Raw genomic sequence first — 17,503 nt, 5'->3', positions numbered from 1 at the left:
ATAAATAATCAATTGATTTTAAGTTCTATACAAGTAGCAATGTTTATTTTGTCATTAGTAGTAATTATAGGTGCAATTAAACTTTATAATTAAATTTTATTGGTATATATAGGAGAAGGTGTTGTGGTATATTATGAAGAAGAGTTTGGCAATTATATATTTTTCTTTGTTTTTATTACTTACTTCTTGTAGTTTAGCAAAAAATAGTGAATATGAAAAAAATAATAATACAGAAATGTCGAAAAACGAAATTCCAAGTTCTAATACTGATGAGATGCTAATTTATATCCAAAATCAAGTTCAAGAAGATATTGAGATTAATGGTGTTTTCGATGACAAAAGAGATGAAGCTATAAATTTTTTAAATAAAAATTATCCTAATTATTTTGACAATAATGAAACAATGGAGAAAACTTATTATTATGGTTGTTATCTTTCAAAAGGGTATAGTAATTATAATATAAAAGAATATACTTTATTAGGAGTTGATGTATGTAATGCTATTAAAGATGTGTATCGTGGATTAGACAAGGTTGAAAGTGATAGAACACAATTAAATCTTGAATTTATAAAAGAAAATCTTGTTAGATTAGAATAAATTCAATTTTATTATTTACAATAAATATTATAATTAGATTCTATTTTTTGATGTAGAGAGAAATTTCAATATGAATAAAAAATATTAATATTTTTAGATTAATTGTCTATATTTATTACTCAAACATTTGGACAAGAATATATTAAGTCAACTGATATGATGAAGACTATATGTATAGATGAACTATATGATATGAACAATCTAAAAATTGAAAGATATATAATTGATGAGTTTTATAATTTAATGTTTAAAGAAAAAATACTAAAGCTATAAAATATATTGAAAATAAATATCCATATATTATTAATGGGTATACAACCTTATGTTGAAGATTTTATATATGTTGAGCGTGTATCATTTACAGATAAACAAACAGCTAGTTGTGATCTTATTTCAGGAATGGCTCTTGAATTTTATGCTCATAGTAATGGAAAAATTGATATATCAGGTTATGTAGATGGAACTGCTTTTTGTAAGGCTGATGGCATTTCAGGTTTGGAGTTTGTTAATGATTACGAGCCTATAGTTAGAATTCCTAATAACAGAACTGCTACTATTAATGTAAGCGGTTCTTTGAAAGGAGAAATTAGTGCTTCATTAGAAGCAGAGTTTTCTGCTAGTGGAGGATTTGAGATAGTTGAAGTAGGTGAAAGTGTAAATGGAACAATATATGTTTCTAAAGACATAACATTATCACATAAATATATAGAGTATAGTGTTTAATATAAGTTTTTTATTAATAGATAAAGATTTTTAGTTCCAATAGTATAATTTTATTACAAAAGGTGAGTTTATATATTATATGTATAATAAAATGAATTGTCAAAAAACTAAAAACAACTATTTTCCGGAAATTTTTAATACTTCACAGTATCACTATCTAAAACTTTCTCATATTTTACAATATTAATTCTTATTTCTTTTCCTAAATTAATTTAGTTATTCTGATTTTCAATTAAAGGACAGAATCAAAGCATATACTGCTTTGCTTCTATTTTACACAAAATTATTTCTTTTTTTTATAAATTTTTCTAGAACCTTATCTTTAAATTAAAAATACTTTGACTTTATAATAGTTTATAAATTAATATCTTCCTTATTAGTAGGTGTTAAGTTTGATAAAAAAGAATCTTTGTGAATATAAAGTTACAATAAAAAATAAAATTAGAAATTAAATCTGATGTTTAAATTAGTATATGTTATATAAATAGGCATATTATAAGCGGATAAATGGTCTGTAACAATAGTAATAAGTTCTGCATAGGTATTATTTAAAGCTCATTCATCTTATGGGAGATTAGATTTTTGAATAAGAGACTTAGAAACGGATTTAAAGAAAAAAGCAAAATGTCTAATCCAACGATAAATAGAAATATGAGAAACAGATATATTAAATGTTTTTCTAAAAATATTTTAATCTATCTAAGAAGAGTCGAGGTTTAAAAATAAAGAGCTAAGGCAGTAAGAATTATATTTTGAGAAAAATGAAATATTTTACAAAGAAGGAAACATAAATTTAAGAATTAACTTTTCTTAGCAACAGAATTAAAATATGTATTTTAATAGAATGACCAGATTTTTTAGAAAAACATTTGTAATAAATATAAGTATTGTGTTTATACCAAATAAAAGTGCTTTTACTATAAATATGACATTTATGATAATTGTTATTATGTTTAAAATTTTTGGATAAAACAAATTTACGTTTATAATAATTACAAAGGTATTTTAATTACCCTTAGAATCTTTTTAATAACAATAAATGGAATTAGAAAAAACGAGGACAGGTTATAGAATTGTTTTAAAAAGCAATTTTTATTAATTATACATGATAACATCTCATTTCTTAGAGAAAATAACTTTTTTATATAATGTATTATACCTTTAATAAGGGGCTGTTATCTATATCATATTAAAATAACAGAAACTAAGAAAGAGAAGGGGGGGTACTATGTAATCGTTTTTTTGATAGTTTAAAAAAAGTAAGGATAAGTATTATGTAATTATGGAAATGAGGGATTTAAATGAAAAAAATATGTGCATTGTTGCTAACGTTAACTATGCTGACTACAATCATTCCAACTGCATTTGCACAAAACGATTCTACTGTAACTGCACAACAAGCTCAAAATACTGCGATTGTATTTGCAACAACATCAATGTCTGATTTCACTACACAGAGCGAATATAGAGATGATTTAATTAATTCAAATGCAAGATCTTTGATGCAATATCTTGATGATAAGCGCGAAGTAAAAGAAATAAAAGAGAATTTGTTTGGTAGAAAATTAGATCTCGTTGCCTATGATGTTGAAAATATCTGTGTTACTGATAAAGATTTTGCATATGAAGTATATTTTGATATCTCATTTAATTATAAAGATGGTACTGAATCTTCTGCATTGGTAGCGGCCTATAAGGTAATTGTTGATAAGAATACAAACACCATTCTAGCGGCTATTACAAATGATTTATCCGGTGGTACCTTAATTAACACAACTATTGGACAGACCGCAGAAGATCTTGATTTGGATTATCAACTATCGGTTCTTTCAAATAGAAACAATATGTCTACTGAAGGTGAACCTTACGACTTGGAGGAAAAGGTGAGTAAACTTACTGCTTACTGGGAATCAGTCGAGCACGAAGTTGCAGAAGCTCAAGATCATCAGAATCAGGAACTTGTAGATACTCCAGAACAGTTGGATTTAAATCTTCCGACTTCTCCATACACTACATGGGTGAGTTTTACAGAATCTGATAGAGATGCCATGAGATCTTATCAAGATGATTGGTGGAATGGGTTTAATCCTAGTTTTGCAAATTTTACAGGAGAAGGCGGAGATTGTACAAATTATGCTTCTCAGGTGCTTAATAGCAGTAGTGCTCCTCAATATTCTTCATCTGCATCTGGTATTCAGGGATATACATACTGGTATTACAGATCTGCCAATGCAAGAAGTACATCTTGGACTGGAGTCAATGAATTAAGAAGTTATCTATTACGAAGTTCAACCACGAAAGGACCTAAAGGAAATCGAGTGACAACATTTGGTGAATTGCAATCTGGCGATATAGTTCAGCTTTATAATGGTTCTGATTTCTACCATACTATAGTAGTGCACACTCAAGGTGGAGACCCTTTGGTAACAGCACATACTAGTTCTTATAGTGGTCTCTATTCTACACGATATGGTGGTATTGATTATTCAAGAATCCATATAGATGGATATTATAGGTGAAAAAAGTGATATGAAAATTTTAAATAAATCTTTGTGGTACATTATTATATCAATAATAATATTGTTTTTATTGATGGGATGCTCTTCTACAAGCAATGATATTTCTAGCTCGCCTACACAGAATTCCGAAATTTTTGTTGAGGATATATCTTTAAGAGATTATCTTGATAAAGAAGTATATCAACGTATGATTTCGGAACCGTTAGGGGCTGATCCACCTAAAATCCCTTTTTTTAACGAAGAAGTTGTATGTATTCTCAACTATAATGGTTTGGCTATTTTTGATATTCAAACTGGTCAACTTCAGAACTGCATTGATATTCAGAAAATGGGATTTGGTGATACTCAGGGAAGTAATGCTATGTTAGTGCGTGGTAATGATGAATTCATTACGATTACAACAATGAATGATACTGATACGGAAGGATATATTTATTCTATTAAATCAGATGAATTGGGTAGACTTAAAAATAAAGATGACATGGTTTATACAGAATTAAAGCATCTAGATCAGGTGCCTTCTGATGTGCTTGACTTATCAAAGTTTGATAATCCAGCAGAGACGGTGGCCTTGGAATCCAAAGATGGTATTTTAATTTACTACATTCCAACGAATGATTTGGCACATATTCAGTTTCAAATTTATGAACCCTAATAACAATGTATAAATAATTTATGAAAGAGGTAGCAAAATGAAAAATGCGTGAAGTAAATAGTATGCTGCCTATGATATATAGTATGTTTATTAATCAATATAAACAAATGAAATTTATGCATTAAATTGTATTATCATATGAGAAACTAATTTTTGTATAAAATTTATGGAAATGGGGAAGATGATATGTGAAGAGGTGGATAACAAACCCAAAATGCTTTACATTATAGATTTTTATACTACATGGGGATGTGATAAAGTTCTATATTTTTTATAAGACATTTTTCTAAGTGTAGATTATTATGCCAGTTTTGTTGCGATTTAAGATTAAGTTAAAAAATTAATTATAGTAATGGAGGTTTTATTGTGATAGGTAAAAAAATATTATTTCCTATAGTTTCATCAATTATAATTTTATCTGCATCAGTCCCAGTTTTAGCTGATGTATATAAAGATGATGTAATAAATACTTATAGTACTGAAAATTCAGACAAGTCCAGTATTAGAACAACTACATATGAAGTTATAGGTAATAATGTTAGATTTAGAGAAACACCATCTTTATCAGGAAACGTAATAGGTTACTTGAATAAAGGTGATTTAGTTAATGCCGGATCATATGAAGGTTGGGAAGTTGAAGCAGATGGGTATACTTGGGTACATTGTTTTAGTTATAAATATGAATTAAATGGTTGGGTGTCTAAGGATTACCTTATTGAATATTGACATATGAAAAATTTAATTATTTTATTTTTTTCAGTTTTATTATTAACCTCCTGTAAGTCGTCAAATGTACCCTATGATGATAGTGGTACATTGAACAATGAAAAAACTGAAACTATCATCAAACCTGACGATGTGGAGGTTGCATTTGAAAAAATAATAAGTACATCGAGAAAAAGGGGAAGCGACGGCGAGTACAGCACTGCCCAATACCTAGATGAACAGCTTACACTGATGGGTTATAAATCTGAAATAGTGCCTTTTGATGTGTATAGAAGCGATATTGATTATTATTTTAATGATTTTTTTAACATAAATCCTTTTAATGAAGAGCCTATTGCCAAATCACACAATGTTATCGCAGAAAAGGACTTTGACACGAACAAAAAAACAATAGTGTTTTCTGCCCATTACGACGCATCAAGAAATTCAATAGGTGCAACTGATAACGGCTCTGGCACAGCTGTTCTCTTGGAAACGGCAAAGCTGATAGAGCCATATATTGAAAATCTTGATTATAATGTCAGAATAATATTTTTTGGTTCTGAGGAATATTATTTGTCAGGCTCAAAATCATATTTATTAAGCTTAGATGAAAAAGAGCTTAATAATATAATTGCTTGTTTTAATATAGATATGACATCAACTAAAGAGTGGAGAAGAATGTTTATAGACTGTGAAGAAAGTCTTTTTAGTACTGAGTTTTTAAGGCTTAATCCTAATTTTGAGATGATAAAGTTTGGCTCAAGTGACCATATATCATTTTTAAAAAAATATATAATGAGCCTTAGATTTACAACAGTTGACCCTTTTGATAAAAATTTTGATAGTAAAATTCTTGTTGATGAAACTGAGAATAAATATGTTGAAACAGAATTTATAAAAGAAGATGCTAATATTATTTTTAATTTTATGAAAAATTTAGATATAGATAATTTGTATAAAAAATAATAATTTAAATATTACAATTTTATTTTTAAATCAAATTTATTAAGATATTATTTAAATTGTTTGGAAATGATGAATATACTTGATGTTTGATACTATAAAAATAGATGTATTATAAGAAGATAAAGTATTTACAAAATAAATTGTTAGGAGAAATTTAATATGTTGAAAATAAAAAATTTATTATCTATACTATTAATAATTACTAGTATTACTAGTACCAATGTGTTTGCTAATACAAATTCAAAATTAACTGAAAATGAAGTTATCGAACAAATTAAAAATAATACTGCTACTGTAAGTTATAGTGCAAGACCTTTGAATTCATTTACTCAAGATGAGATTAATCAAAGACCAGAATTGAAATATATATTTGATAAATTAAATGAACATGAACCATATACTATAAATAAAGAGGATGTTTCTGGTAAATTATATACTACCACAATAATAACAGAAGGTGGACAAAAAGTAATTTATGCATCTTATCCCAAAATAACTTTTTCTGTTGTTGATGTTGGAACAGCTGGTAGTTCTGATATTTATAGTACTTTTGAAGTTATTGAAACAGTAAATGTAGATGGCAATTTGGACTCAGGTTGGAGTAATGCAATTAGATATAGAAATATAACTGGTGCAATGGGATGTGGCTACAATACAGCTTTTACTGACGATGTAAGTCTATCTGGAAATACATCTGGTTTATGGGGTACAAATATAAAAGGTATTATTGAATTTGTAATTGATAAAATTGGGTTTAGTACAGTGAATGAAATTTTAGGTGTACTTGAAAATATTACATATTCAGGTGGATCAGAATCAAATAGAAATATAAATGATAAAAATGTAAGAGCTGTTGGTGCAGAAATAGATGATAAAGAATTATTTAGTAATGAACATGATTTAACTATTCAATCAAGTATATCTACTATCGATTCAAGTAAAGAAATTAATAAATCTACAAAAGCTGCTGCTGAATGGGAATATGATGTATATTATTTTTTAGGTTCTTTAAGTCCTAAATATAGTGATGAAACAATTTGTTGTGATGTAGATTATTTAGTGAATGTAAAATAAATACATTTATAGTGTGAGGAATATATGAAGCGAAAATTTATAACTATTTTTATTATTGTTAGTATATTATTAGTTTTAAAAATAGTATTTATATATAATTCTAAAATTGCTAGAAATCAAGATGATTTAATAAATATAGTAAGAAAAGAATTTCATTTGGAACAAAATCATTCAGCTAATATAACTTATTTGGGGAAATTTTCAAAGGAAGATGATGCCTTGCTATGGTTTATGATTCAAGATGAATCATTAATTTATTATAGAGCTGTAGAATGTAATTTGTTACCAAAAGATAGATATTTTGTTGAGGAAGTTTATATTCCTAAAATATATTCAAAAGATATTGTAAGTGTTTTATGGAATACTGAGAGTATATATTTAATTAATGATATTAATTGTAAATCTATAGTAGAAAGAAATCAATATGGTGATATAATATCTCAGATTGATATATTACCAAATGAATATCCATATATATTTCATAATATTATTAACGAAAAAGCAACAAACTGTTCTTTTTTGGATTCACAAGGAAATGATATTAAATAGTCTCGTTTATATGTAAATTTTTATATATTATAAGTTAATTTCCTCAAATATTCTTTTTAGTATTATTTATTAGAATTTTAGATAAATGAGAAATAAAGTAATATAATTAGTATATGGATTTAGTAGTGTATTCCTTCACCAATAACTCAAACAGATACTAAAAATAATCATTTTAATTACAATACTTAATTTATTGATTATATTATTAGAGATTATAGATTAATGATGGCTAATTTAAAATTAAATCTTAAAATTGGCTATAGTTTATATTTAAATAATTATATTTTTTGAGGAACCTTTAATCATTTAAAGGTTCCTTATTGTTATTTATCATGAAGAATGACAAAAAAAGAAAAAATGTCAAAACCCGACCAATAGCGTCCAAAGCCTGCAAAATCAACATTATTAGCTTGTCAAGTAAAACTTTTTGCCATTCTTAATGAAGGAGTTAAAATTGAAAAAATAGAATATAAATCTTAATTTTTAAATTTTTAAAAAAGTTAAAAAAATATTTTAAAAGTTTTTAAAATCCCTTAAATTCAACGTTTAAAGGGATTTTTTTATTTTTAAATCTAAAAAATAAATGTAAAAATGTGTAAATGACTAACGAAGTACTACTAACGAACTTGATAATTTGTTCGTTAGTAGTAAAAGTTAGGCAAAATCAACGCTTTGAAGCGTTATAAAAATAAAAACAGAAAAAAATCTGCAAAAAGAATGGCAAAAAATAAAAATAGAGAAACTTCCTTATTAATGTATTTTTGATATGTAGGTAAAATTCGTTACCTAAAATATAAAAATAAAAAAACTAATCTTTTTTATATATTAATTTTAAATGGCTACATCTTTATGTTTAGAGTTTGATTTTTTAGAAGATTTTTTAATTCTATGGTCAGCCCAAATATCACGTATAGATTCTTGAATTAAATCTTTTCCTTCATCTGATACTTCTCTGTAAGTTTTTATTAGAAGTTTCTCATCTGTTTTTAAACTATCTTCATTTTTCTGTGAAATTTCTGGTTCTTTTAAATTACACTCCTCTTTTCCTAATAATAAATAATCTATTGACACATCTAAATGAGTTGAAATTTTTATTAGTATATCGCCTTTAGGCAATATTCCTTTTTTCCAATTACCAAGAGAACCAGTACTTACATTTATATCCTTTAGTAGTTGGGTTGGATTAGTATCCTTTAGTTCGCAAATTTTTTTTAAACGATTATAAAACATTTTTAAGACCACCTTTATTTTAATGAGTTTTATATTAATTTTTTATTGATTAACACATTATAATGAGTTAATATATAGCTGTAAGTAAAATTTGTTACTTAAATCATATCAGAAAAAGCACATTTTTTATAGCCTATCTTTAATTGTAGCCACTTCTGCAACTTCTTTTGCAATGCTACTAAAATAAAAAGCAAAAAATAATGAAGTAAGGAAAAGGAGGTGTATATAAATGAACAAACTGCAAGTGTTTAAAAATGAAAACCTTGGCGAAATAAGGACAATAATTATCAATAATGAGGTTTGGTTTGTTGGTAAAGATGTTGCAAGAATACTTGGATATGCTAAACCAGAAAATGCTATAAGTACATATATTGATAATGAGGATAAAACCACTACCTTAATTCAGGGGATTGGCTCTAACTATAAGAGCAAAGCTGTCATTATCAACGAAAGTGGATTGTATTCTTTAATACTCTCAAGTAAGTTGCCGAAAGCTAAAGAATTTAAGCGTTGGGTTACAAGTGAAATATTACCGCAAATACGAAAAAACGGATATTATAGCTCAAGCCCTGAAGATTTTTTGAAGCAAGCTATTTTGGAAATTGTTAAACAAATTGTTCCGGAAATTATCAATGCCACAAAGAGTACATACCAAAACTATATGGTTATTGAAGATGATTACGAACATTTTAATCTAAATAAAAATAAGATTGAATACTTTCCGAATGAAATTAGAGAAAACATTGATGAAATGCTTTTAAGTATGCAGGAGTGCCAAAAAATGAATTTTAGTCTAATAGCGAGATATTGTTCCGCTAATGGTTACTGTGTTTCATCTCCTACAGTTAAGAAGTATTTTGAAAGAAATTTTGAAGAAACAGAAACTGGAGTTGATATTATGGAAAGAAGGTTAAATAAAAAATATAACCTTACACCTTTTGGTAAAAAGGTTAAAAAGAAGTTATTGGATAAAAATATGACTATTACTGAATTAAGTGAGGCAATAGGATATAAAAGACCAATGATAAGTAGAGTTCTTTATGGAGATGTTAAAAGTGAACCTTGCAAAAAAGCAATAGAGAATTACTTGGAATTATATGATACAAGAAAAAAAGTCTCAGGTGAATAATAAAAAAAAGCCTGCACCGAAGCAGAGCTCCAAGTGCAAGCAACACACAGATTTATTATATCACGAGACTGTAAAATTTGAAAGAGGGATTTTATGAAAGGTTTGAAAGAGGAAATTAAATGTTCCTTTATAAAAATCAGTCTTCAATACGGAAATGCAAGTCTTAAAACTCAAGTGTTGGGATTGATACAGAAGGTTTTATCAGATGACAGTATGAGTCCTCTTATAAAATTACAGTTTATAAGTATTGTTATAGATATTTTAGAAGAAGTTATTAATTATGAATGGTAAGGTGGATTTTATGAAAATATATAGATTTAAGTCTAAAAATTTAGTGAAAGAACTTTCATATGTTAGTTTGGAAAAAATATTTTACTTTTACAATAAAGGATTTTTTAAAGAAGGTCTTGTTTGTGAAAGCGGTAAAGTAGGAGGAGTGTATAACAGGGGTGAGTTTATATGACAAAAGAAGAATGGAGCTTGGTTGAGAGAAAACTTAGAGAAACGTATACTCCTGTTAATTTAAAAATAGACAGCTTTAAAGTGACATTGGTTCTTGAGAGAATCGGTGTATATAAAAATGCAATAATTGTATATATAAACGGAAAAATAAAGGGCGAATGGTTTCTTAATGACTGTGAAGAACGAATAAGATTTTATCCAAGAAAAAAGAAAAGTTTATTAAGTTCAAAAGCTAAACAAAAATTGTTTAAAGGTTTAACTAAAAAGCAAAAAGATGAACTTGAAGCAGAATACACATATTATACATACGGTATGTATTGGACATCTTTTAATTCTTTAAAAAGACATTTTGAAAGTAACAATACAAGCATAGAGTTAATTTAAGCATTTACTAAAAGTTAAATATAAGGAGGTGGTATGGTGGAAGAAATATATTTAACTGTAAAAGAAATGGCGGAACTTAAAGGTTGTAGTGAAAGATGGATACAACAGAAAATAAATAATGGTTCTATTTCTTATATAGAAGTTGATGGTTTTGCGACTGGCAGAGGTGGTATACAATATCGTATCCCTTTATCAAGTATTGAAAAGAAACTTCAATCAAAGTTTAAACGACATTTAAAAGTTTTTCAACAGGAACAAGAAAAAACTGATATAGATACTGAAACTGTAATAGATAACTATACAGGTGATGAAATAGAACAGATTGCAAGATGGAAGAAAATACTTTTTGATTGGCAAAAATACAGAAATAGTAGCTGTAAATCAAAAGCTGAAGCTGATACTGAGTTTGTTGATATTATAAATGTTCAAAATCCGGATTTAAACTTAAGTCTTAGAAGTCTTTATAGAAAATGGAAAGAGTACAACAAAATAGGTGATATAGCTTTAGTAGACAGAAGGGGAAAACATACAGGTCATCAAAAGAAACTTTCTGATGAAGTATGGGACGTTTTTGAATACTATTATCTTGATGATAGCAGAAAGTCCATATCATTATGCATGAAACTTACAGAAATGAACTTTGAACTTCAAGGAAGACAAGATGTTTTACCTTTACCGTCAAGAAGTACTTTTGAAAGAGGAGTTAAAGCTATACCGATACCATATTTAAAATATTTTAGAGAAAATGAGAAGACATTTATAGGTGAGTGTGCTCCGTATATAAAACGTATGTATGATGACCTGCAAGCTAATGATATATGGGTAGCTGACAACCATACATTTGATGTTATGGTAGAAAAAAACAGTCAACCTGTAAGAGTATATCTTACAGCATTTATGGACGTAAGAAGCAGAAAAATAACAGGTTGGTGTATAACAGATGCTCCTTCATCAGACGCAACGATATATGCACTTAAAAAAGGTTGTGAATATAACGGAGTACCAAAAATGCTTTATACAGATAACGGACGAGAGTTTTTATTCCATGATTTAGGTGGAAACGGTTTTAGGAGAAGACGTAAAAATGAAGAGCTTAAACTTCCGTCAATACTTGATGACTTAGGTATTGAGTTTACAACAGCACTTCCAAGAAATGCAAGAGCAAAAGGCATAGAAAGAGCATTCTGTACAGTTAAAAATACTTTAAGCAAATTATATGATGGCTATACCGGAGGAACAATACTTGAAAGACCTGACAGTTTAAAAGAATTAGTTAAATACCCAAATAGTTTAGTAAATATAGAAGAATTTAAAAAACAGGTTGATACATATATTTTTGGGTGGTATAACAAACAGTCGCATTCAGGAGAAGGAATGTATGGTAAAACTCCAGATGAAATATTTAATAATACACTTATAGAAAGAAGAGTTATACCACCTGAAAAACTAAATCTTATGTTTATGCGTTATGCAAAAGGAAATAAAGGAACATTAAAAGTAGGTAAAAATGGTGTTACTTTAAGATTTTATGGTCAAGAGCTTCAATATTGGAATGCAGAACTTTGGGAAATGTATTTTGGTAGAGAAGTTTATGTAAGGTATAGTCCTGATGATTTATCAGCAGTTAGAGTTTATGATGAAAAAATGTCTTTTATATGTGTAGCAGAACTTAAAGACACATTAAGCTACAAGGCTTCTAAAGAAGAAATACGAAAGAACCAAGCTGAAAACAGAAAAGCAGTAAGAGCAGTAAAAGCATATAAACGTAATAAAGGCATTGAGGCTGAAAATGAACTTAAACTTATACTTGATAAGGCTTCTGAAAATATGCTTGATATAGACAGACCTAATCCTAAAATAATAACACCTTTAGTTACTGCTGAAAAAGAAGTACTTAAAAAGGTATCAGGCGATGATGATATAGTTATAGATTGGTCACTAGCGGTTGAAAGGCTCAGAAGAGCCAAGGAGGAAGAATTATGATAACTGAAGAAAAAGCAAGAGAATTGCTTAAAGAATACAAAGAAACTTCTGGAAAAACACAATCTCAAATAGCTAAGGAAATGGGTATATCAGATGGTCAGTTAAGCTCATTTTTAAGCGGTACATATAAAGCACCACATACAATAATACCTAAAGTTGAACAGCTTGTAAGCATTAGAGAGCAAAAGGAAACTGCTCCAAGAGCTCCCGGATTTAAACCTACAACAGTAAGTAATATTGTTATGAACCTTATAGCATATTGCCATGTACAAGGAAAAATAGGTGTAGTTTATGGTGATGCCGGAATAGGGAAAACTATGGGGATAAAAGAATATCATAAACAAAATCCTGATACCTCAATAGTAATTACCATAAGCCCTTGTTTTGCCACAATGACAGGAGTTAATGAACTTATAGCTGAAGAACTTAAAATAAGAGAAAAGGTATCAAGAAAGATATTTGCTGAATCTATACGAAAACTTAAAGGCAGCAATAAGGTTATTATAATAGATGAGGCACAACATCTTACAGTAAGGGTTATAAATCATTTAAGATGTTTAGCTGATGAAAGCGGAGTAGGGATAGCATTTATCGGTAATGAAGAAATATATCTCAAAATGAAAGGTGCAGGACAAGCTTCATATGCACAGCTTTATAGCAGAATAGCTGATAATAAACACGTATTAACCAGCAATATAACAAGAGATGATATAAGAATACTTTTTGAAGACTCATGTATATCAGATGATGCAGTAGAAGTACTTTATAAAATAGCACGAACCAATTATGGAATTAGAGGTGCAGTAAATGTATTTGTAAATACAGTAGCAGCTCTTGGAGAAGTATCTGCAAGAGGTATTGCCAGAATGGCAAGAGAAATGAATATAGTTTAAAGCTAGATTATAAATAAGAAGGGTGCATTAAAATAATGATAAATTTTAAAATAGAAGAAGGAAAAGTTGAATTATCAGCAGAAGGCGGAGTTAAATTAATTGTGCTTGAAAGTTTGGTTTTGATACAAGAGATTAAAAAGTACATTGAAAAAGAAGCTACTGTAAAAGATATTGAATTAATACAAAGGGATTATTTATTAGGAATGTTATCTATATTTAATGGCTCTTTTGAAGAGTTTATCAAAAATACTAATCAAGAAGATATATAATTGAAACCTTATTTGGCACAAAAGATTTTGATTTCTTTGTGCCAAATATTATTAAAAACAGAAGTTTAACACTTAATATCAAAGCTAAAAGTGAGGAGAGAGGTCATGAGTATTTGTGAGAGCTGTAATTCTTTTTATAGAGATGCACAGTATGTATATAATGGTCATAAACTTTGTGAGGAGTGTCTTCTTAATAACATTGAGTGTGATGGAGATGCTCACGATTGGAGTTTTACAAGTTGTAGAGAATTCTTTTGGAACGGAGAAAAAATAGGTGACGATGCTTGCTATGAAGAAGTTATAGATTTTCTTAAACATAAGGTATTTGGTATTGAAGTTTTGGAAGGGGATAGTTAATTATGATGGGGAAAAAGCCGACTCGCCGACAAGCTAAATTCATAAAAGATAAAAATCTCAATTATGATAACTGGCTTGTATGCAAAGATACAACTGAAATTATGGTTATAAAACATAAGTATTCAGGAAAAGAAAGAATTATAAGAAAAAGGTGATTAAATGGAAGGTTTAGAAGTGTTTTCTACTGAAGAACTAAAAGTGATACAAGAGTTTTTTGATGTTTTAGCAAAAAGAACACGCAAAACTCAGAAAATTTCAAACAAAAGAAAAATAACCATAATAGAAAGCTGGAAGAAATATGACCCAAAAGCTGTTATATCAGCATTAAAAGTATACATATCTATGAAGGCGACTTCTACTCAAAATGAAAAATATGTATTAGGTATTATACGTAATAAACATAAAGAATTAGGAGGTATAGCTTATGACAGAAATTCAAGAAGTGATGAACAGAGCAAAACAGGCAGCCAGGAAAGACAGGAGATGTTGACGAAGGAACAAGACTCAGACAGCTTGTTACTGAAAGAGGCTTTAAGAAAGAACAATATTGCGAATTCTAAAAAGTGTCCTTTTGGTATATGTGATGGTACAGGTCTTATATATGATAAAGAGAAAAACGGTCACTATAAATGTGATTGTGCAAAGTTAGAGATAAAAGAACAAAAACTAAAGTTTGCATCAATTCCTGAAGAGTTTAAAGATTTTAAAGTAGGTGAATTTGATACCGAAATATATACAAGAGTTGAGAGTAGAGAAAATGCTGTTTTTGTTAAGAATATAGCTATTGAGTATGTTAAAAAATTTGATAAAATGCAATCTTTGGGAAAAGGTTTATATTTTTATAGCAGATTAAGAGGTACAGGAAAAACAAGGTTAGCTGCCAGTGTAGGAAATGCAATTATAAAAACATATCTTAAAAGCGTGAGGTTTATTACTACAAGCAATCTTCTTAATAGCATAAAGTCAACATTTGAGAATAGTTCATCTTTTGTTGATACATATACAACTCTTATAAATGATTTTAAAAATATAGATATTCTTATAATAGATGATATTGGTTCTGAAAGAGCCAGTGAGTGGGTTGATGAAATGTTTTATAACATAATAAATGACAGAATGACATCTAAAAAAGTTACTATATTTACATCTAATTATAGCATAGAGGAGCTTCCGGTAGATAAAAGAATAAGTAATAGAATTATGAAAATGGCTGTTCCTATAGCTTTTCCTGAGGAGTCTGTAAGAAGTATATTATCAAAACAAGAAAACGAAGAAATAATAAAAATACTTTTAGATAATTAAAAAGGAGGTCAACTGTTTATGGGTAATAAAAATGGAATTAAAGATTGGGAAGAAGTAAATCTTTGTCTTAAAGAACTTGGAGAATGTAAAATAACTATTGAATCAATAGAGGCTGAAATGAATATTAAAATAAATGATATTAAGCTTGAAGCAGATAAACTTTCTAAACCTTTAAAAGAAAATATTAAAAAACTAGAAAAACAGATAGAAGATTTTGTTGATGAACATAAATTTGATATAGATGGAAAAACAAAAGAACTTACATTTGGGAAAATAGGTTTTAGACAAGTATCAAAAATTTCTGTACCAAATAAAAAGATTGAGAAAATAATAAGTAATCTTAAAAAATTTGGTATGGAACAATGTATTAAAATAACAGAAACTATAAACAAAGATGTACTTAGTACATATTCTGATAAAGATATAGCAAAGATAGGAGCATCAAGAAAAGTTGAAGATAAATTTTGGTGTGAACCTAACTATGAAAAAATACGAGGTTAAGTTATATGTCAGCTAATATAACTACTGCTCAGATAAGAAAAATATTTAAACTGGCAAAAGAAAGAGCTCTTGATAACGATACACTTCATTCGTATATTTATAGCATTACAACAAAAAGCAGTATAAAAGAGCTTACTATAACAGAAGCTATAAAAATAATAGATAGTCTTGAAGAAAATAAAAGCGTTTCGGAAAATATGGCTTCCTATAAACAACTTAAATTTATAAATTCTCTTGCATTTCAACTCGGATGGACAGATGAAAATAAAAAAGTTGATGAAAATTTATTAAATAGCTTTATAAAAAAGCATTATAACATAGACAGTATAAAATGGCTTGACAAAAAGATAGCATCTAAAGTTATTGAAGGAATGAAAGTGCTTTTAAAAAAGGATAAAAAGAAAAAATGATTGAAACAGATTTTTTATCTATTGTAATAATAATTATTGTATATAGATGTTTAATAAAAATAATAAAATTACTTTTAAGGAGGAATAAATTATGAGAATACATATAAATGCAGGACATGGCGGAAAAGACCCTGGAGCTTGTGGAAATGGATTAAAAGAAAAAGACATAACTCTTACAACAGCACTTCTTTTAGGAAGTGAATTGACGAGAAAAGGTTTTGAAGTAAGCTATACACGTGTATCGGATACTTATTTTTCACCTTATGAAATAGCTGATAGAGCTAATAATGATAATTCTGACTTATTTATATCAATACATACAAATTCTGTGGCTGATATAAGTGTATCAGGAATAGAAACTCTTATATATAAAAAAGGTGGAAAAGAAGACCAGCTTGCTGATAATATACAAAAAGAACTTATAAAAACTACAGGATTTAAAGATAGAGGTGTAAAAGAGAGACCAGATTTAATAGTTTTAAACTCAACAAAAATGAGTGCTGTTCTTATAGAACTTGGTTTTATATCTTGTGTAAGCGATAGTTTTAAATTAAAAAAACAAAGTTTTCTTCAAAGTGCTGCTGAAGCTATTTGTAAAGGTGTTTGTCAATATTATGGTATTGATACTAAAGAAAGTAATCCTCTTGATAATATTCCGGATTGGCAAAGAACAGGTTTTGAAAATCTTGTATCAGGAAATGTTATAACCGACAAAGATTACTGGGTGAATAAATTAAATGATGGAATTACTGTTGGAGAAGTTTTAGGACTTTTGGGAAATATGTTATAAA

General features: G+C 28.0%; 22 protein-coding genes. 21 read left to right on the top strand and 1 reads right to left on the bottom strand.

The window, feature by feature from the left end; translation table 11 throughout:
• The first annotated feature begins 133 nt into the window (after positions 1–133).
• The 8 genes from B5E58_RS11020 (at position 134) to B5E58_RS10985 (ending at position 7,792) form a co-directional block, all read left to right on the top strand.
• The gene (locus B5E58_RS11020; RefSeq protein WP_143597260.1) at positions 134–598 is read left to right on the top strand and encodes a DUF1461 domain-containing protein; all 465 of its coding nucleotides are present in this window, start codon (positions 134–136) and stop codon (positions 596–598) included.
• Positions 599–877: 279 nt separating this feature from the next.
• A complete protein-coding gene (locus B5E58_RS11015; protein WP_088109712.1) occupies positions 878–1,321 on the top strand; it encodes a hypothetical protein in 444 nt (147 codons plus the stop codon).
• A 1,301-nt stretch (positions 1,322–2,622) separates the two neighbouring features.
• Positions 2,623–3,840 (top strand): amidase domain-containing protein, encoded by a 1,218-nt coding sequence (locus B5E58_RS11010; protein WP_088109711.1) that lies wholly within the window; start codon positions 2,623–2,625, stop codon positions 3,838–3,840.
• Positions 3,824–4,495: a hypothetical protein gene (locus B5E58_RS11005; protein ID WP_088109710.1), complete on the top strand. Its 672-nt coding sequence runs from the start codon at positions 3,824–3,826 to the stop codon at positions 4,493–4,495. Before B5E58_RS11010 ends, B5E58_RS11005 begins: the two co-directional genes overlap by 17 nt.
• 366 nt (positions 4,496–4,861) lie before the next feature.
• A complete protein-coding gene (locus tag B5E58_RS11000; protein ID WP_158097740.1) occupies positions 4,862–5,221 on the top strand; it encodes an SH3 domain-containing protein in 360 nt (119 codons plus the stop codon).
• 90 nt (positions 5,222–5,311) lie between these two features.
• Positions 5,312–6,169 carry a M28 family metallopeptidase gene (locus B5E58_RS10995; RefSeq protein ID WP_158097739.1) on the top strand — a complete coding sequence of 286 codons (858 nt, stop codon included), beginning with the start codon at positions 5,312–5,314 and terminating at the stop codon, positions 6,167–6,169.
• A 222-nt stretch (positions 6,170–6,391) separates the two neighbouring features.
• On the top strand, positions 6,392–7,243 hold the full coding sequence (locus B5E58_RS10990) for a hypothetical protein (protein ID WP_143597259.1): 852 nt from the start codon (positions 6,392–6,394) through the stop codon (positions 7,241–7,243).
• Positions 7,244–7,267: 24 nt separating this feature from the next.
• Positions 7,268–7,792, top strand: a complete 525-nt coding sequence (locus B5E58_RS10985) for a hypothetical protein (RefSeq protein ID WP_088109706.1) — start codon at positions 7,268–7,270, stop codon at positions 7,790–7,792.
• Positions 7,793–8,623: 831 nt separating this feature from the next.
• On the opposite strand, the gene B5E58_RS10980 is transcribed toward B5E58_RS10985, so the two are convergent.
• Positions 8,624–9,022: a helix-turn-helix domain-containing protein gene (locus B5E58_RS10980; RefSeq protein WP_088109705.1), complete on the bottom strand. Its 399-nt coding sequence runs from the start codon at positions 9,020–9,022 to the stop codon at positions 8,624–8,626.
• A gap of 229 nt (positions 9,023–9,251) precedes the next feature.
• Between B5E58_RS10980 and B5E58_RS10975 the strand changes: the two genes are divergently transcribed.
• The 13 genes from B5E58_RS10975 (at position 9,252) to B5E58_RS10925 (ending at position 17,502) form a co-directional block, all read left to right on the top strand.
• Positions 9,252–10,151, top strand: coding sequence for a BRO-N domain-containing protein (locus B5E58_RS10975; protein ID WP_088109704.1), 900 nt, complete (start codon positions 9,252–9,254; stop codon positions 10,149–10,151).
• A 93-nt stretch (positions 10,152–10,244) separates the two neighbouring features.
• Positions 10,245–10,442, top strand: a complete 198-nt coding sequence (locus B5E58_RS10970; RefSeq protein WP_088109703.1) for a hypothetical protein — start codon at positions 10,245–10,247, stop codon at positions 10,440–10,442.
• A gap of 10 nt (positions 10,443–10,452) precedes the next feature.
• On the top strand, positions 10,453–10,614 hold the full coding sequence (locus tag B5E58_RS13490) for a hypothetical protein (RefSeq protein WP_158097738.1): 162 nt from the start codon (positions 10,453–10,455) through the stop codon (positions 10,612–10,614).
• Positions 10,611–10,997: a hypothetical protein gene (locus B5E58_RS10965; protein ID WP_088109702.1), complete on the top strand. Its 387-nt coding sequence runs from the start codon at positions 10,611–10,613 to the stop codon at positions 10,995–10,997. Before B5E58_RS13490 ends, B5E58_RS10965 begins: the two co-directional genes overlap by 4 nt.
• A gap of 33 nt (positions 10,998–11,030) precedes the next feature.
• Positions 11,031–12,980, top strand: coding sequence for a Mu transposase C-terminal domain-containing protein (locus B5E58_RS10960; RefSeq protein WP_088109701.1), 1,950 nt, complete (start codon positions 11,031–11,033; stop codon positions 12,978–12,980).
• Positions 12,977–13,873, top strand: coding sequence for an AAA family ATPase (locus B5E58_RS10955; RefSeq protein WP_088109700.1), 897 nt, complete (start codon positions 12,977–12,979; stop codon positions 13,871–13,873). The genes B5E58_RS10960 and B5E58_RS10955 overlap by 4 nt, the downstream gene beginning before the upstream one ends.
• 35 nt (positions 13,874–13,908) lie before the next feature.
• A complete protein-coding gene (locus tag B5E58_RS10950) occupies positions 13,909–14,142 on the top strand; it encodes a hypothetical protein (protein ID WP_088109699.1) in 234 nt (77 codons plus the stop codon).
• A 105-nt stretch (positions 14,143–14,247) separates the two neighbouring features.
• Positions 14,248–14,499 carry a hypothetical protein gene (locus B5E58_RS10945; RefSeq protein WP_088109698.1) on the top strand — a complete coding sequence of 84 codons (252 nt, stop codon included), beginning with the start codon at positions 14,248–14,250 and terminating at the stop codon, positions 14,497–14,499.
• Between the two features lie 2 nt (positions 14,500–14,501).
• Entirely contained in the window at positions 14,502–14,654 is a 153-nt protein-coding gene (locus tag B5E58_RS13485) for a DUF6906 family protein (RefSeq protein ID WP_158097737.1), read from the top strand.
• 4 nt (positions 14,655–14,658) lie between these two features.
• Positions 14,659–15,801, top strand: a complete 1,143-nt coding sequence (locus B5E58_RS10940) for an ATP-binding protein (RefSeq protein WP_088109697.1) — start codon at positions 14,659–14,661, stop codon at positions 15,799–15,801.
• Positions 15,802–15,819: 18 nt separating this feature from the next.
• Positions 15,820–16,302, top strand: coding sequence for a host-nuclease inhibitor Gam family protein (locus B5E58_RS10935; RefSeq protein WP_088109696.1), 483 nt, complete (start codon positions 15,820–15,822; stop codon positions 16,300–16,302).
• A 5-nt stretch (positions 16,303–16,307) separates the two neighbouring features.
• Positions 16,308–16,712 (top strand): phage protein GemA/Gp16 family protein, encoded by a 405-nt coding sequence (locus B5E58_RS10930; RefSeq protein ID WP_088109695.1) that lies wholly within the window; start codon positions 16,308–16,310, stop codon positions 16,710–16,712.
• Between the two features lie 91 nt (positions 16,713–16,803).
• Positions 16,804–17,502 (top strand): N-acetylmuramoyl-L-alanine amidase family protein, encoded by a 699-nt coding sequence (locus tag B5E58_RS10925; protein WP_088109694.1) that lies wholly within the window; start codon positions 16,804–16,806, stop codon positions 17,500–17,502.
• Position 17,503 lies beyond the last annotated feature (1 nt).

Origin of the sequence: Tyzzerella sp. An114, assembly GCF_002161055.1 — a bacterium.
Lineage (GTDB): Bacteria > Bacillota > Clostridia > Lachnospirales > Anaerotignaceae > Fimicola > Fimicola cottocaccae.
This window is presented reverse-complemented; position numbering and strand designations above follow the sequence as displayed.

Excerpts from the sequence above, each read along its gene's own strand:
- B5E58_RS10975 (WP_088109704.1), top strand. The coding sequence starts at position 9,252 with ATGAACAAACTGCAAGTGTTTAAAAATGAAAACCTTGGCGAAATAAGG.
- B5E58_RS10930 (WP_088109695.1), top strand. The coding sequence starts at position 16,308 with ATGTCAGCTAATATAACTACTGCTCAGATAAGAAAAATATTTAAACTG.
- B5E58_RS10940 (WP_088109697.1), top strand. The coding sequence starts at position 14,659 with ATGGAAGGTTTAGAAGTGTTTTCTACTGAAGAACTAAAAGTGATACAA.
- B5E58_RS13485 (WP_158097737.1), top strand. The coding sequence starts at position 14,502 with ATGATGGGGAAAAAGCCGACTCGCCGACAAGCTAAATTCATAAAAGAT.
- B5E58_RS11005 (WP_088109710.1), top strand. The coding sequence starts at position 3,824 with ATGGATATTATAGGTGAAAAAAGTGATATGAAAATTTTAAATAAATCT.
- B5E58_RS10965 (WP_088109702.1), top strand. The coding sequence starts at position 10,611 with ATGACAAAAGAAGAATGGAGCTTGGTTGAGAGAAAACTTAGAGAAACG.
- B5E58_RS11020 (WP_143597260.1), top strand. The coding sequence starts at position 134 with ATGAAGAAGAGTTTGGCAATTATATATTTTTCTTTGTTTTTATTACTT.
- B5E58_RS10945 (WP_088109698.1), top strand. The coding sequence starts at position 14,248 with ATGAGTATTTGTGAGAGCTGTAATTCTTTTTATAGAGATGCACAGTAT.
- B5E58_RS13490 (WP_158097738.1), top strand. The coding sequence starts at position 10,453 with ATGAAAATATATAGATTTAAGTCTAAAAATTTAGTGAAAGAACTTTCA.
- B5E58_RS10970 (WP_088109703.1), top strand. The coding sequence starts at position 10,245 with ATGAAAGGTTTGAAAGAGGAAATTAAATGTTCCTTTATAAAAATCAGT.
- B5E58_RS10980 (WP_088109705.1), bottom strand. The coding sequence starts at position 9,022 with ATGTTTTATAATCGTTTAAAAAAAATTTGCGAACTAAAGGATACTAAT.
- B5E58_RS10950 (WP_088109699.1), top strand. The coding sequence starts at position 13,909 with ATGATAAATTTTAAAATAGAAGAAGGAAAAGTTGAATTATCAGCAGAA.
- B5E58_RS10935 (WP_088109696.1), top strand. The coding sequence starts at position 15,820 with ATGGGTAATAAAAATGGAATTAAAGATTGGGAAGAAGTAAATCTTTGT.
- B5E58_RS10960 (WP_088109701.1), top strand. The coding sequence starts at position 11,031 with ATGGTGGAAGAAATATATTTAACTGTAAAAGAAATGGCGGAACTTAAA.
- B5E58_RS11010 (WP_088109711.1), top strand. The coding sequence starts at position 2,623 with ATGAAAAAAATATGTGCATTGTTGCTAACGTTAACTATGCTGACTACA.
- B5E58_RS10985 (WP_088109706.1), top strand. The coding sequence starts at position 7,268 with ATGAAGCGAAAATTTATAACTATTTTTATTATTGTTAGTATATTATTA.
- B5E58_RS10925 (WP_088109694.1), top strand. The coding sequence starts at position 16,804 with ATGAGAATACATATAAATGCAGGACATGGCGGAAAAGACCCTGGAGCT.
- B5E58_RS10955 (WP_088109700.1), top strand. The coding sequence starts at position 12,977 with ATGATAACTGAAGAAAAAGCAAGAGAATTGCTTAAAGAATACAAAGAA.